We start from the raw sequence: 14,544 nt of genomic DNA, 5'->3' as shown, positions 1-14,544 counted from the left end.
TACCCCATCCGGGGGCGGGTCAGGCGGTGCTGCCGACCATCTCGGCGACCGGCCGCGGGGCGTCGGGGACGGAGGCGTCGTCCCGCCGGGTGACCGACTGGGCGAGGACGGCGATGCCGGAGCCGGTCAGGGCGAGGACGGCACCCACCCACATCGGCGCGGTGTAGCCGAAGCCGGCCGAGAGCACGAGGGCGCCGAGGGCGGCGCCGACCGCGTTGGCCACGTTGAACGCGCCCTGGTTGGCCGCCGAGACCAGGCTGCCCCCGCGCACCTGCGCGGCCTCGATGACGCCGTTCTGCACCACCGGGCCCAGCGCGAAGGACACCGTCCCGAACAGGACAAGGAGCACGACCGCCGCCACCGGCGTGCGGGCGAGGAAGGCGAAGGCGACCAGCACGACGGTGGTCGCCAGCAGCCCGACGGCGACGAAGGAGAAGCCGTGGCGGTCGCCGAAGCGGCCACCCAGCAGGGTGCCCACGGTCGTGCCGATGCCGAACAGCGCCAGAACCGGGGTCACCCACGCCTCCGGGATGCCGCCGAGCTCGGTGAGGATCGGGCTGACGTAGCTGTAGACGGCGAACAGCGCGGCGAAGCCGACCATGGTCAGGCCGAGCACGAGCCACACCTGCCCGCGGCGGAACGCGCGCAGCTCCGAGCGCAGGTCGCTGGGCTCGCCGACGTCGTGGGGCATCCACGCCAGCAGGGAGGCGATGGTGCCCACGCCGATGACCGCGATCGCACCGAGCACCAGCCGCCAGCTGGTCTGCTGGGCCACGAAGGTGCCGAGCGGGACGCCGATGACGTTGGCCAGGGTCAGCCCGGTGATCATCAGGGAGATCGCCTGGGTGGCGCGGTCGGGGGAGACGAGCCGGCGGGCGGCGACGGCCCCGACGCCGAAGAACGCGCCGTGCGACAGCGCGGTGAGCACGCGGGCGGCGGCCAGCGTCTCGTAGGTCGGGGCCAGCGCCGACAGGGCGTTGCCGACGACGAACACCACCATGAGGCCGACGAGGGTCTGGCGGGGGGAGAAGCGCACGCCGAGCGCGGTCAGCGTCGGCGCGCCGACCACCACGCCGATCGCGTAGGCCGAGATGAGCATCCCCACCGCGGACACCGACACCCCGAGACCGCCGGCGATCTGGGGCAGCATCCCCATGACGACGAACTCGGTGGTGCCGATGCCGAAGGCACCGATGGCGAGGGCGAGCAGACCGCGGGGCACGAGGGGGACTCCAGGAGGACGACGGCGAGTACGGGTGTGGCTCGGACTGCGTCGTCCTGCCGGGGGTCGTTGCCCGACCCTCTCTCAGGGCAGGTCAGTGCCCCGCGACGGCATGCCCCGAACGTCGGGTGGGTCTCCTCACACCCGGCGTCCGGGACCGAACCCCGGGTCAGGGCCTGAGGAGCACCTTGACGGCGCCCTCCTTCTTCTCCCGGAAGTTCGCGTAGGCCTCCGGTGCCTCCTCCAGCGGCACGTGGTGGGTCGCGAAGTCGTCGACGCCCAGCGGGTCGCCCTCGGTGAGGATCGGCAGGATGTCGGGCACCCAGCGCCACACGTTGGCCTGGCCCATGCGCAGCTGGATCTGCTTGTCGAACATCCGCATCAGGGGCAGCGGGTCGGTCGCGCCGCCGTAGACGCCGGACAGCGAGATCGTGCCGCCGCGGCGGACGGCGTCGATGGCGGTGTTCAGGGCGGCGAGGCGGTCCACGCCGGCCACCTGCATGACCCGCTCCATGATGGCGTCGGGGACGACGGCGGTCGCCTTCTGGGCGAGCGAGGCCAGCGGCGAGCCGTGCGCCTCCATGCCGACGGCGTCGATGACCGCGTCGGCGCCGCGGCCGTCGGTCGCGTCCTGGATGGCCTGCACGACGTCGTCCTTCCTGGTCGACCGGATGACGTTCGTGCCGCGGGCCGTCGCCCGCTGGAGCCGCTCGGGGACGACGTCGGAGGCGTAGACCTTCTCGATGCCCAGGTGGTGGGCGATGCGGGTGCACATGTCACCGATCGGGCCCAGCCCGAGGACGAGCAGGGTGCCGCCGGGCGGGACCGCCGCGTACTGGACCGCCTGCCAGGCGGTGGGCAGCACGTCGGAGAGGTAGACGAAGCGGTCGTCGGGCAGCCCCGTCGGGACCTTGATCGGCAGCGTGTTGCCGAACGGCACCCGCAGGTACTCGGCCTGGCCGCCCGGGACCTGGCCGTAGAGCTTCGTGTAGCCGAACAGGGAGGCGCCGAAGCCCTGGTCGCGGTTCTGCGTCGTCTCGCACTGGGACTGCAGCCCCTGCGAGCACATCCAGCAGGTGCCGCAGGAGATGTTGAAGGGGACGACGACCCGGTCCCCGGGCTTGACGGCGGTCACCTGCGACCCCACCTCACGGACGACGCCCATCGGCTCGTGGCCCATGACGTCGCCCACCGACATGAAGGGCGCCATCACCTCGATGAGGTGCAGGTCGGAGCCGCAGATGCCGCTCGAGGTCACCTCGATGACGACGTCGGTCGGCTCCTGGATCGTGGGGTCGGGGACGGTGTCCACCCGGACGTCCGCCCGGCCGTGCCAGGTCACTGCGCGCATGTCGATGTGCTCCTCGGGTCCGCGTCGGAGGGCTCCGACGGAGCCCTCCTGCCCTGCCGTGAGGCGCATCGCTCGTGTATCGAGCCGCCGTCGGCGCGCCGGTCACTCTGTGGAGTGAATGTTGCACGCGCAGCTGAAGGGCAATGGTGCATTCCTGTGTTCCTACTCACAAAACCGCAGGTCACGAGGGGGGTGTCCACATCACGAATTGATAACGGCATGTTTACATGGACCACGTCCGCTCCCCCGGGCACCGCACGCCGTCCTGTCCCCCACGGAAGCCAGGTGCATGACTCAGCTCCACGACGACCGCCTCCTCGCCGAGGGGTCGGCACCCGTCCCGGGTGTGCGCGACCCCCTCGACCCGGCCGCGGTCCCGTCCTCGCGACGGCAGCAGGAACCGGCGGGGGAGCCGACGGCGCAGCCCATCCCGACGCCGCGCGTGGGGGACGCGCAGCAGTCCGAGGCCGGCGGATCAGAGGCGCCGCACGAGCTGGCCGAGGTCACCGACCTCGCCGGCCTCAGCGGGCTCGCCGAGGCCACCGCTCGCGCCGGCATCGACGCCCTCCACGCGATCCCGGTACCCGGCCCGGAGGCCGGGGGCGCCGTCCCGCCGGGACGCCGTCGCGGCCGGCGCCGCCGTCCGGCGCTGCCCGCGCCGTCCCGCCGGCCGGCCGCGTACCTGGCCGCCGCCCTCGTGGGCGCCGCGGGACTGGGTCTGTTCTCCCCGGGGGACCCGGTGGCGCAGGCCGAGCCGGTGAGCTCCTCGGTCAGCGTCGCCGAGGAGCTCGGCCTGGACGAGCAGGCCGCCGCCCCCGTCATGCCGGACGACGCCGCCGCGCGGCTGGAGGAGATGGCCGCCAGCCGCACCGCCCGGGAGGCCGAGCAGGCCGCCGCGGCACAGGTGCAGGCCGAGGCCGACCGGCTGGCCGCCGAGGCCGCGGCGGAGGCCGCCCGGCCCAAGGCCGTGCTGCCCGTCGCCGGAGCCCGGCTGAGCAGCACTTTCGGCTCCCGCTGGGGTCGGATGCACGCCGGCATCGACCTCGCCGCCCCCATGCGCACCCCCGAGTACGCCGCGATGGACGGCGTCGTGCTCGAGGCGGGCCCGGCCAGCGGCTACGGCAACGTCGTCTACATCCAGCACGAGAACGGCGACGTCACCGTCTACGGGCACATGGAGGAGATCCTGGTGTCCGCCGGCCAGGTCGTGCGCGCGGGCGACACGATCGCGCTGCTCGGCAACCGCGGCCAGTCCACCGGGCCGCACCTGCACTTCGAGGTGGCGATCGGTGGCCTCGACGGCGAGAAGGTCGACCCGCTGCCGTGGCTGCGGGAGCGCGGCGTCCAGATCTAGGAGGACCCCCTTGCCCCCACCGCTCGCACGCTCGCGGCGGGGCCCTGCAAGGGGGCCGTTCCAGCACGTCACCCCGATGGACGCCCTCCTCCCGGCCGGTCCGGGCGGAGGGCGTCGTCGGTTGCGGCACACTCGCGGTGTGCGGCGCGGGACGGAGGTGGGCAGCTGATGGGGCACGACCACGGCCACTCCCACGGGCCGGCGACCGCCTCGGCGGCGCACCGGCGCCGGCTGGCCGTCGTCCTCGTCCTGACCGTCGCCGTCATGGCCGCCGAGGTCGTCGGCGCGCTGGTCTCGGGCTCGCTGGCCCTGCTCGCCGACGCCGGGCACATGGCCACCGACGCCCTCGGCATCGGCTTCGCGCTGGGCGCGGTCACGCTCGCCCAGCGCCCGCCGCGCGGCCGCCGGACCTTCGGCTGGCAGCGCGTGGAGATCCTCGCCGCGGTCGCCAACGGGCTGCTGCTGGTCGGGGTCGCCGTCTACGTCCTCGTCGAGGCGGTGCGCCGGTTCGGTGACCCGCCGGACATCGGCTCCGGCGTGATGCTCGTCGTCGCCGCGGTGGGCCTGACGGTCAACCTCGGCGGGCTCGTCCTGCTGCACCGGGGCCGGAGCGAGTCGCTCAACGTCCGCGGGGCGTACCTGGAGGTCCTCGCCGACGCGCTGGGCTCGGTGGCGGTCATCGCCGCCGCCGTCGTCATCGCCACCACCGGCTGGACGCCGGCCGACACCGTCGCCTCGATCGGGATCGGCCTGCTCGTCCTGCCCCGGGCCTGGTCGCTGCTGCGCGAGGCCGGCGACGTCCTGCTCGAGGCCGCACCGCGCGGGGTGGACCTGGACTCGGTGCGGGCGCACATCCTCGCGGTGGACGGCGTGCTCGGCGTCCACGACCTGCACGCCTGGACGATCACCTCCGGCCTGCCGGTGCTCTCCGCCCACGTCGTCGTCACCGACGAGGCCCTCGAGGCCGGGCACGGCGGGCGGGTGCTCGACGCCCTGTGCGGCTGCCTCGGCGACCACTTCGACGTCGAGCACTGCACCTTCCAGCTGGAGGCGGCCTCCCACGCGGGGCACGAGGCGCCCGTCCACGACTGAAGGCCTGCCTGGAGGGTGGCCGTTCCCGCACGTCGCCAGGTGGGACAGTGGGGGAGCAGTCGGGACGCAGGAGGCGCAGCGGTGGAGCACGGTCAGCACTCGGGCATGTGGGTGCCCAGCGAGCCACCGACCTGGGGGCGGATGTTCCTGCCGCACCTGGACGGCTGGTCGCTGCTGGCGGTGCTGAGCCTGCTCGGGATGGTCGGTTACCTGGTGGCGCTGGTCGTCCTGCGGCGCTCCGGAGTCGCCTGGCCGTGGTGGCGGACGGCGGCCTGGCTCGCCGGCTGCCTCTCGCTGTTCGCCGTGACCGGCACCTGGCTCAACGGCTACAGCATGGTGCTGTTCAGCATCCACATGGCCCAGCACATGGTGCTGTCGATGGTGTCGCCGATCCTGCTGCTGATCGGCGCCCCGGTCACCCTCGCGCTGCGCACGCTGCCCCGTGGCAAGGGGGTGGCCGGCGTCCCGCGGGCCCTGCTGCTCGACGTCCTGCACAGCCGGGTGGCGCGCTTCCTGTCGCACCCGGCGTTCACGTTGCCGCTGTTCCTGGCCAGCCTCTACGGCGTCTACTTCACGCCGGTCTTCGACGCGCTCATGGCCGATCCGTTCGGCCACCAGTTCATGCTCGCCCACTTCACGGTGACCGGGCTGCTGTTCTTCGGCCCGATCCTGGGTCAGGACCCCTGGCCCCGGACCACCGGCCACGGCGGCCGCATGCTCGAGCTGCTCATCCCGATGCCGCTGCACGCCTTCTTCGGCGTGGCCGTGATGATGTCCAGCGCCCTGGTCGTGACGACGTTCGCCGACCCGCCGGCCGGCTGGGGCATCGACACGCTCGCCGACCAGAAGGCCGCCGGCAGCATCGCCTGGTCCTTCGGTGAGCTGCCCACCGTCTTCGTCATGGCGATCGTGCTGTTCTCGTGGATGGGGTCCGAGGAGCGACGCGCCAAGCGCCTCGACCGCGCCGCCGTCCGCACCGAGGACGCCGAGCTCGAGGCCTACAACGCCCGCCTCCGCGCGATGGCGGCGGCGACACCGCCGTCCTCCGGGACGCCGCGCTGATCCCGTCGTCCTCCGGACGACGCCGTGGCCAGGTGCCGTCCCCGACGTGCGGTGAGCCCACCCGTGTCCAGGTCGGGAGGCCCTCCGGGCCTCCGCGACCGGTCCACTCCGAGTGGATGTCGTCCCGCCCCGTGGGCCGGGCTCTCGCCTCCTCCCGCGACTCCGGGGAAGGTGTCGCCCGTGGCGCCGGGGGAGGCGCACCTCCCCCGGAGTCGCGGCCCGGACCCCGGCACGACGCACCGCGGCCCCTCTCCGGACGGATCCGGGGAGGGGCCGCGGCGGGTGGGAACGAGGCTCAGCCGACGTGGACGACGGCGTCGCTGTCGGTGGGCAGGTCGTCCTTGGTGGCCTTGATCAGCACCGCGGACACCACCGCGCCGAGGACCAGCAGCGCCGCCGCCCAGGTGAAGGCGGTCGTGTAGCCCTCCACCTGCGCCTGCAGCGCCACGGCCGGGTCCTGCGGGTTGCCGCCGGAGGTGGCGACGTCGGTCAGGTGGTTGGTGATCGCGCCGACCGACAGCGTCGCCAGCAGCGCGGTGCCGATGGAGGCGCCCACCTGCTGGGTGGCGTTGAGCACCGCGCTGGCCGCGCCGGCGTCGTGCGCACCGGCCCCGACCAGGGCCAGGTTGGACAGCGGCACGAAGGTGAAGCCCAGACCCAGGCCGAGCAGCAGCTGGCCGGGGAAGGCCAGCGACCAGAACCCGCTGTCGACGTCCAGGAACGACAGGACGAACAGCCCCGAGGCCGCCAGCAGCCCACCGAGCACCATCAGCGGCTTCGGGCCGACCTTGACCACCAGCGCGCTGGCCGCACCGGCGGAGAGCAGCACGCCGAGGGTCACCGGCAGCGAGGCGATGCCGGCGTGCACCGGCTTGTACTGGAGCACCTGCTGGAAGTAGAGGCTCAGGAAGAAGAAGGCGCCGATCAGGCCGGCACCCACCAGCGTCGAGGTCAGGTACGCCCCGCCCCGGTTGCGGTCGAGGACGATGCGCATCGGCAGCAACGGGTTGCGGGTCCGCAGCTCCAGGACGACGAACGCCGCGACCAGCAGCACGCCGACGACGATGAACGCCAGCGCGGCCGGGTCGGTCCAGCCGCTGTCGGGGTTGCCGGCGGCCGCGTTCTCCTGCGACTTCTCGGCGACCTGGGTGAACCCGTAGACGAACGACGCGATGCCCGCGGTCACCAGGACCGCGCCGGGGATGTCGTAGCTGGTGTCACCCGGCGCCCGGCTCTCCGGGACGATCGGGATGGCCGCCACGATGGCGACGACGGCCACCGGCAGGTTCACCCAGAAGCACCAGCGCCAGTCGGCGTACTCGGTGAGCACGCCGCCGAGCAGCAGGCCCACGGCCGAGCCGCCGCCGGCGATCGCGCCGTAGACGGCGAAGGCCTTCGCCCGCTCCTTGGCGTCGGTGAAGAGCACGGTCAGCAGGGCCAGCGAGGCGGGCGCCAGCAGCGCGCCGAAGGCCCCCTGCAGCGCGCGGGCGGCGAAGAGCATCGCCTCGTTCTGCGCGATCCCGCCCAGCGCCGAGGCGACGGCGAAGCCGGCCGCGCCGACGAGATAGGTGCGCTTGCGGCCCCAGAAGTCGGCGATCCGGCCGCCGAGCAGGAGGAAGCCGCCGAAGGTCAGCGTGTATGCGGTGACGATCCACTGCTGGCTGGCGGCGCTGATCTGCAGGTCGGCCGAGACGGCCGGCAGGGCGATGTTGACGATGGTGGCGTCGAGGATGACCAGGAGGACGGTCAGTGCGATGACCCCCAGGGCCAGCCACCGCCTCGGGTACGGCTCCTCGCCGACGTGGCCGGCGCCGGAGGCGCGCGTGGACGTGGGGTCAGTCATGGAGAGGTCCTCAGGAGGTCGTACGGGGAGAACCCGGTCGTCGGGCGCTCCGCAAGGTAACCGCCTGGGACCATGTCCGCGTGCCGCTCTCCCTGGTGTTCACCTCGGACACGCACGTCCCCAAGCGTGCGCGTGACCTACCTCATTCCCTGTGGGCGGCGATCGACGAGGCCGACGTCGTCGTGCACGCGGGGGACTGGGTGGACGTCGCACTGCTGGACCGGCTCGAGGAGCGGTGCCGGCGGCTGGTCGCGGTGTACGGCAACAACGACCACGGGGCCCTGCGCGAGCGGCTGCCGGAGGTGGCCCGCGCCGAGGTCGAGGGGATCCGGCTGGCCGTCGTCCACGAGACCGGCGACCGGAAGGGCCGCGAGGCCCGGTGCGCCGCCCGGTTCCCCGACACCGACCTGCTCGTCTTCGGGCACAGCCACATCCCCTGGGACACCACCACCGACACCGGGATGCGGCTGCTCAACCCCGGGTCGCCGACCGACCGGCGCCGGCAGCCGCACGGCACCTTCGTCACCGCGGTGGCCGCCGACGGCGCGCTGCGCGACGTGACGTTCCACCCGGTCCCGAGGTGACGGAGGACGACGCGTCGAGGGCGCGCTGGCGCCACCTCGGGGTGGGCCTCGCCGGGCTGGTCGCCGCCTGCGCCGCCCAGAACGGCCTGCCCTTCCTCACCGTCGCCCTGCGCGAGGAGGGCCTGAGCCTGACCGCCATCGGGCTGCTGGTCAGCGCGCCCGCGGTGGGCCTGGTCCTCAGCCTCCTGGCCTGGGGGGCCGCCGCCGACCGGTACGGCGAGCGGGTGGTGCTGACCGCGGGCCTGACCGTCGCCGCGGTCGCCCTCACCGGGGCGGCGCTGGGGGGGACGCCGGTCGCGGTGGGTCTGTGGCTGCTGCTCGCCGGTGCCGGCAGTGCCTCGGTGCACGCGGCCAGCGGGCGTCTGGTGCTCGGCTGGTTCCCCGCGCGGCAGCGGGGGCTGGCCATGGGCATCCGGCAGGCGGGGCAGCCGCTCGGGGTGGGCCTCGCGGCCCTGCTGCTGCCGCGGCTGGCCGAGGGTGGCACCGGGCGGGCGTTCGCCGCTCTCGCCGCGGGCTGCGCGGTCACCGCCGTCCTGATCGGCGCGCTCGTGCGGGACCCGGCCCGGCCGCCGGTGGTGGCCGGGGCGCCGCGGCCGGCCTCGCCCTACCGGTCCCCGGTGCTGTGGCGGGTGCACGCGGCCAGCACGCTGCTGGTGGTCCCGCAGTTCGTGGTGGGGGCGTTCGCCTTCGACTTCCTCGTCCGCGACGCCGCGTGGACCGCGGCTGCGGCCGGCACGCTGCTGGCGGTCACCCAGGCGGGCGGCGCGGCCGCGCGGCTGGGCGCCGGCGTCTGGTCGGACCGGGTGGGCAGCCGGCTGGGTCCGCTGCGGCTCATCGCGCTCGCGGTCGCCGCCGTCGTCGCCGCGCTGGCCGTCGCCGCCGCGCTGACCCCCTCGGCGCTGGGCCCGGCCGCCGCCGCGGCCGCCGTCGTCCTCGCCGCGGTCGTCACCGTGAGCCCCAACGGGGTGGCCTTCACCTCGGTGGCCGAGCACGCCGGGGCCGCCTGGGCCGGTCGCGCGCTGGGGGCCCACAACACCGCCCAGAACCTGTCGGCGGCGGCGACCGTGCCGCTGGCCGCGCTGCTCGTCGAGGGCGGCGCCGGGTACCCGGCGGCCTTCGCCGCCGGCGCCGTCGCCGCGGCCCTGGCGGTCGGCGTCGTGCCCGGCCGGGTGGCCGAGGCGCGCCCGGCGGCGCCCCGGCCCGGTGCCGCGGTGCCGACGCCGTGAGCGCCCGCCGTCCCTGGCCCTCGCGCGCGGTCGACCTGCTGGCCTGCCCGGTGTGCGGCGGGTCCCTGACGCCCCTGCCCGGCGACGCCGGCCTGCGCTGCCCCGCGGGCCACTCCTTCGACCGCGCCCGGCAGGGGCACGTCACGCTGCTGCCGCCCGGGCACGTGCCGCCGTCCGGCGACTCGGCGGCGATGGTCGCCGACCGGGTCGCCTTCCTGGCCGCCGGGCACTACGCCGGCATCACCGGCGCCCTGGCCGACGCCGTCGCCACCGGGGACGACGGGCCCCCGACGACCCTGCTCGACCTGGGCGGGGGCACCGGGCAGCACCTGGCCGGCGTCCTCGACCGCCTGCCGGACGCGGTCGGCGTGGTCCTCGACTCCTCCCGGTACGCGGCCCGGCGGGCGGCGGGTGCCTCCCCGCGGGCGGTCGCCGTCGTCGCCGACGCCTGGGCGCGGCTCCCCGTCCGGGACGCCGCCGTCGACCGGGTGCTCGTCGTCTTCGCCCCCCGCAACGGGCCGGAGATCGCGCGGGCGCTGCGGCCCGGCGGCCGGCTGGTGGTCGTCACCCCCGCCGCCGACCACCTGACGGAGCTGGTCGGGCCGCTGGGGCTGCTGCGGGTCGACCCGGAGAAGGGCCGGCGGCTCGCCGCGACGCTCGAGCCGCACCTGCGGCCGGTCGCGGCCGCGGACCACCGGGAGCGGCTGGAGCTGGACCGGGCCGCCGTCACGACGCTCGTCGGCATGGGTCCGCACGCGCGCCACCTCGCGCCCGGGGCGCTGGCCGCCGCCGTCGCCCGGCTCCCGGAGCGGTCTCCGGTGACGGTGTCGGTCGACGTGACGAGCTGGGAGCGGGCCGGCTGACGGGCCCGCCGCGGTGCCGCCGGGCCACGGGTGTGCGCTGGGACACAGTGCACTCACCGGTGGTGTGCGGCGCGCCTCCACCGTCGGGAGGAGACGCCGGTGGGTCACCGTCTAAGCTCGCGGCCGTGACGATCGCACCGGCGCCGATCGTGAGCCGGCCGAGCCCGGCTCACGAGGTCGAGAAGGGTTCGCGGCTCTCGAATCTGCTGCGGACCACCGACCACAAGACCATCGGCCTCATGTACCTGGCCACCTCGTTCGCATGGTTCCTGCTGGGTGGGCTGATGGCCATGCTCATCCGTGGAGAGCTGGCCCAGCCGGGCCTGCAGTTCCTCTCCCCGGAGCAGTACAACCAGCTGTTCACCATGCACGGCACGGTGATGCTGCTGATGTTCGCGACGCCGCTGTTCTTCGCCTTCGGCAACCTGATCATGCCGCTGCAGATCGGCGCCCCCGACGTCGCCTTCCCGCGGCTGAACGCCTTCTCCTACTGGCTGTTCCTGCTCGGGTCGATCGTCGCGCTGTCGGGCTTCCTCACCCCGGGTGGTGCGGCCGACTTCGGGTGGACCGCCTACACCCCGCTGTCGGACGTCACGAACAGCCCCGGCGCCGGCGGCAACCTGTGGATCACCGGCCTGGCCGTCAGCGGTCTGGGCACGATCCTCGGTGGCGTCAACTTCACCGCCACGATCGTCTGCCTGCGGGCGCCCGGCATGACCCTGTTCCGGATGCCGATCTTCACCTGGAACGCGCTCGTCACCAGCGTGCTGATCCTGCTGGCCTTCCCGATCCTCACCGCCGCGCTGCTGGCGCTGCTGGCCGACCGGAACCTGGGCGCGCTGGTCTACTCCGAGGAGAACGGCGGGGCGCTGCTGTGGCAGCACCTGTTCTGGTTCTTCGGGCACCCCGAGGTCTACATCATCGCGCTGCCGTTCTTCGGCATCATCACCGAGATCATCCCGGTGTTCAGCCGCAAGCCGCTGTTCGGCTACAAGGGCATGGTCTTCGCGACCCTGGCCATCGGTGGCCTGTCGCTGACGGTGTGGGCGCACCACATGTACGCGACCGGTGCGGTGCTGCTGCCGTTCTTCGCGTTCCTGACCTACCTGATCGCCGTGCCGACCGGCATCAAGTTCTTCAACTGGATCGGCACCATGTGGCGCGGCCAGCTGACCTTCGAGACGCCGATGCTGTTCTCCATCGGCTTCATGGTCACGTTCCTCCTCGGCGGCCTGACCGGCGTCCTGCTGGCCAGCCCGCCGCTGGACTGGCACGTCTCCGACTCGTACTTCGTCGTCGCGCACTTCCACTACGTGGTCTTCGGCACCGTCGTGTTCGCCGCGTACGCCGGCATCTACTTCTGGTTCCCCAAGATGTGCGGCCGGATGCTCGACGAGCGGCTGGGCAAGCTGCAGTTCTGGCTGACGTTCATCGGCTTCCACGGCACGTTCCTGGTCCAGCACTGGCTGGGCAACGAGGGCATGCCGCGCCGGTACGTCAACTACCTGCCCACCGACGGGTTCACCACGCTGAACACGATCTCCACGATCTTCTCGTTCGTGCTCGGCGCCTCGACGATCCCGTTCCTGTACAACGTCTTCAAGTCGTGGCGGTTCGGCCGGCTCGCCGTCCGCGACGACCCCTGGGGCCACGGCAACTCGCTGGAGTGGGCGACGTCCTCGCCGCCGCCGCGGCACAACTTCGTGGAGATCCCGAAGATCCGCTCGGAGCGGCCGGCGTTCGAGGCGCACTACCCGCACCTGCTCGACCGTCTGCAGGCCGAGGCGCACGCCGGCAAGCGGCACGAGCCGTACGCCGGAGTCAGCAACCTCGGTCTCACCGAGGGCCGGCGGCAGGGGCCGAACGACCCCGACCCCAGCTGAACCCCGTCCCTGCAGGGACGCCCGCGACGCCCCGTCGGCCACCGGCCGGCGGGGCGTCGCCGCGTCCGGGGCGGGCCACGGTCGCCGCGAGCCGGTGGGGCACGATGGCGCCGTGCTGCACGACCCCATCCACCGGACGCCGTCGGACCCCTCCGGAGCGCCCCCTCGGGCGCTGCTGACCGTCACCGGGGTCGACCACCCGGGTGTCACGGCGCGGCTGTTCACCGCCCTCGCCGAGGCCGCGGACGGCCGGCGGGCGATCGAGGTGGCCGACGTCGAGCAGGTCGTCGTCCACGGGCAGCTGGTGCTCGGCGTGGAGGTCACGGCCGTCGCGCTCGACGGCGGCGGTGCCGTGGACGAGACGGCGTTCCAGGCCCGGCTGCGGCGGCTGGCCGCGGAGGTCGCGGACGCGACGGGCATGCAGGTGCAGGTCGACGCCATCGACGAGCAGGGCCGCCCGGCCGGCCGGGCGCACCACGTGATCGTCCTCGGCCGCCCCGTCCCGCCCGCCGCGGTGGCCGGTGCCGCCTCGGCGATCGCCGGCATCGGCGGCAACATCGACGCCATCCGCCGGCTGTCGGACTACCCGGTCACCAGCTTCGAGCTCACCGTGTCGGGCGCGGAGTCCACCGAGCTGCGGACCGCCCTCGCCTCCGTCGCCGCCGCCACCGGTGCCGACATCGCCGTGGAGCAGGTGGGCCTGGCCCGCCGCAGCAAGCGGCTGATCGTGCTGGACGTCGACTCCACGCTCGTCCGCGGCGAGGTCATCGACGAGCTCGCCGCCCGCGCCGGGCGCGCCTCCGAGGTCGCCCGCATCACCGCCGCCGCCATGAACGGCGAGCTGGAGTTCGCCGAGTCGCTGCGGGCCCGTGTCGGTGCCCTGGCCGGGCTGCCGGTGAGCGTGCTCGACGAGGTGCGCGAGCACCTCGTGCTGACCCCGGGGGCGCGCACCCTGATCCGCACCCTGAAGCGGCTGGGCTTCCGGTGCGGCATCGTCAGCGGCGGCTTCACCCAGATCACCGACCCGCTGGCCGCCGAGCTCGGGCTGGACTTCGCCGCGGCCAACACCCTCGAGGTGGCCGACGGGCGGCTCACCGGGGGGCTGGTGGGGGAGATCGTCGACCGCGCCGGCAAGGCCCGCGCGCTGGCCCGCTTCGCCGACGAGTACGGCATCCCGCTGGACCAGACCGTGGCGGTGGGGGACGGCGCCAACGACCTCGACATGCTCAACGCGGCCGGGCTGGGCATCGCGTTCAACGCGAAGCCGTACGTGCGCGAGCAGGCGCACACCGCCCTCAACCAGCCCTACCTGGACGCCGTCCTGCAGGTGCTCGGCTTCACCAGGGACGAGGTCCTCGACGCGGTGCCGTGACGCGGTGACACCGTCGTCCTCCGGACGACACCGCGGCCAGGTGCCGTCCCCGGCGCCGTGGAGCCGCTGCTCGTGTCCCTGCGACCGGGCGTCCGTTCCCCCGCTCAGCCGGCCCGGTGGACGGTCCCCTCCAGCTCGACGCCGGCGGCGCGCAGCTGGTCGAGGGCGGCCGCGGTGGTCTCCGCGGTCACGCCCGCGGTGAGCGGCAGCAGCACCCGGGTGGCGAACCCCGAACGGACGGCGTCCAGGGCGGTGGCGCGCACGCAGTGGTCGGTCGCGATGCCGACGACGTCCACGTCGTCCACCTCGTGCGCGCGCAGCCAGTCCGCCAGGCGCACGCCGTCGGCGGCGCCCTCGAAGCCGGAGTAGGCGGCGGCGTACTCGCCCTTGTCGAACACCGCCTCGATCGGCTCGCGGTCCAGTCGGGGGTGCAGCTCCACGCCGTCGGTGCCGACGACGCAGTGCCGCGGCCAGGTCTGGACGAAGTCGGGCGCCGCGGCGAAGTGGTGGCCGGGGTCGATGTGGTGGTCGCGGGTCGCCACGACGTGGGCGTAGTCCCCCGCGTGCCGGCGCACGTGCTCGGTGATGGCACCGGCCACCGCCTCCCCGCCGGCCACGGCGAGGCTGCCGCCCTCGCAGAAGTCGTTCTGCACGTCGACCACCACCAGTGCTCGGGTCATCGCCGTTCCCTC

At 74.2% G+C, this 14,544-nt stretch carries 12 protein-coding genes; 8 read left to right on the top strand and 4 right to left on the bottom strand.

Going from position 1 to position 14,544, the window contains the following annotated elements:
• Positions 1 to 19 precede the first annotated feature (19 nt).
• Together ACI78Q_RS09940 and ACI78Q_RS09935 are read right to left on the bottom strand one after the other, a co-directional pair.
• A complete protein-coding gene (locus tag ACI78Q_RS09940) occupies positions 20 to 1,222 on the bottom strand; it encodes an MFS transporter (protein WP_456923178.1) in 1,203 nt (400 codons plus the stop codon).
• A gap of 169 nt (positions 1,223 to 1,391) precedes the next feature.
• On the bottom strand, positions 1,392 to 2,573 hold the full coding sequence (locus ACI78Q_RS09935; RefSeq protein ID WP_456923177.1) for an alcohol dehydrogenase catalytic domain-containing protein: 1,182 nt from the start codon (positions 2,571 to 2,573) through the stop codon (positions 1,392 to 1,394).
• A 289-nt stretch (positions 2,574 to 2,862) separates the two neighbouring features.
• Between ACI78Q_RS09935 and ACI78Q_RS09930 the strand changes: the two genes are divergently transcribed.
• The 3 genes from ACI78Q_RS09930 to ACI78Q_RS09920 all read left to right on the top strand — a co-directional run bounded on the left by ACI78Q_RS09930 (position 2,863) and on the right by ACI78Q_RS09920 (position 6,081).
• Positions 2,863 to 3,927: a M23 family metallopeptidase gene (locus tag ACI78Q_RS09930; protein WP_456923176.1), complete on the top strand. Its 1,065-nt coding sequence runs from the start codon at positions 2,863 to 2,865 to the stop codon at positions 3,925 to 3,927.
• A gap of 168 nt (positions 3,928 to 4,095) precedes the next feature.
• Positions 4,096 to 5,019 carry a cation diffusion facilitator family transporter gene (locus tag ACI78Q_RS09925; protein WP_456923175.1) on the top strand — a complete coding sequence of 308 codons (924 nt, stop codon included), beginning with the start codon at positions 4,096 to 4,098 and terminating at the stop codon, positions 5,017 to 5,019.
• An 81-nt stretch (positions 5,020 to 5,100) separates the two neighbouring features.
• A complete protein-coding gene (locus ACI78Q_RS09920; RefSeq protein WP_456923174.1) occupies positions 5,101 to 6,081 on the top strand; it encodes a cytochrome c oxidase assembly protein in 981 nt (326 codons plus the stop codon).
• Between the two features lie 295 nt (positions 6,082 to 6,376).
• Here the strand turns inward: ACI78Q_RS09920 and ACI78Q_RS09915 are convergent, their stop codons facing one another.
• The gene (locus tag ACI78Q_RS09915) at positions 6,377 to 7,924 is read right to left on the bottom strand and encodes an MFS transporter (RefSeq protein ID WP_456923173.1); all 1,548 of its coding nucleotides are present in this window, start codon (positions 7,922 to 7,924) and stop codon (positions 6,377 to 6,379) included.
• A gap of 80 nt (positions 7,925 to 8,004) precedes the next feature.
• Here ACI78Q_RS09915 and ACI78Q_RS09910 point away from each other — a divergent pair, with 80 nt between their 5' ends.
• From ACI78Q_RS09910 to serB, 5 genes are all read left to right on the top strand, one after another.
• On the top strand, positions 8,005 to 8,508 hold the full coding sequence (locus ACI78Q_RS09910; protein WP_456923172.1) for a metallophosphoesterase family protein: 504 nt from the start codon (positions 8,005 to 8,007) through the stop codon (positions 8,506 to 8,508).
• The gene (locus tag ACI78Q_RS09905; RefSeq protein ID WP_456923171.1) at positions 8,505 to 9,734 is read left to right on the top strand and encodes an MFS transporter; all 1,230 of its coding nucleotides are present in this window, start codon (positions 8,505 to 8,507) and stop codon (positions 9,732 to 9,734) included. The genes ACI78Q_RS09910 and ACI78Q_RS09905 overlap by 4 nt, the downstream gene beginning before the upstream one ends.
• Complete coding sequence (locus tag ACI78Q_RS09900; protein WP_456923170.1) at positions 9,731 to 10,597, top strand: putative RNA methyltransferase; 867 nt, start codon at positions 9,731 to 9,733, stop codon at positions 10,595 to 10,597. Before ACI78Q_RS09905 ends, ACI78Q_RS09900 begins: the two co-directional genes overlap by 4 nt.
• A 125-nt stretch (positions 10,598 to 10,722) precedes the next feature.
• A complete protein-coding gene (gene ctaD, locus ACI78Q_RS09895) occupies positions 10,723 to 12,480 on the top strand; it encodes an aa3-type cytochrome oxidase subunit I (protein ID WP_456923169.1) in 1,758 nt (585 codons plus the stop codon).
• 112 nt (positions 12,481 to 12,592) lie between these two features.
• Positions 12,593 to 13,852, top strand: a complete 1,260-nt coding sequence (gene serB, locus ACI78Q_RS09890) for a phosphoserine phosphatase SerB (protein WP_456923168.1) — start codon at positions 12,593 to 12,595, stop codon at positions 13,850 to 13,852.
• A gap of 104 nt (positions 13,853 to 13,956) precedes the next feature.
• On the opposite strand, the gene ACI78Q_RS09885 is transcribed toward serB, so the two are convergent.
• On the bottom strand, positions 13,957 to 14,532 hold the full coding sequence (locus tag ACI78Q_RS09885; RefSeq protein WP_456923167.1) for an isochorismatase family protein: 576 nt from the start codon (positions 14,530 to 14,532) through the stop codon (positions 13,957 to 13,959).
• Positions 14,533 to 14,544 lie beyond the last annotated feature (12 nt).

The organism is Geodermatophilus sp. SYSU D00705 (assembly GCF_054050135.1).
This window is presented reverse-complemented; position numbering and strand designations above follow the sequence as displayed.

What these genes read in the sequence shown, in the direction of transcription:
- ACI78Q_RS09915 (WP_456923173.1), bottom strand. Translation starts at nt 7,924, where the DNA reads ATGACTGACCCCACGTCCACGCGCGCCTCCGGCGCCGGCCACGTCGGC.
- ACI78Q_RS09935 (WP_456923177.1), bottom strand. Translation starts at nt 2,573, where the DNA reads ATGCGCGCAGTGACCTGGCACGGCCGGGCGGACGTCCGGGTGGACACC.
- ACI78Q_RS09925 (WP_456923175.1), top strand. Translation starts at nt 4,096, where the DNA reads ATGGGGCACGACCACGGCCACTCCCACGGGCCGGCGACCGCCTCGGCG.
- ACI78Q_RS09885 (WP_456923167.1), bottom strand. Translation starts at nt 14,532, where the DNA reads ATGACCCGAGCACTGGTGGTGGTCGACGTGCAGAACGACTTCTGCGAG.
- ACI78Q_RS09930 (WP_456923176.1), top strand. Translation starts at nt 2,863, where the DNA reads ATGACTCAGCTCCACGACGACCGCCTCCTCGCCGAGGGGTCGGCACCC.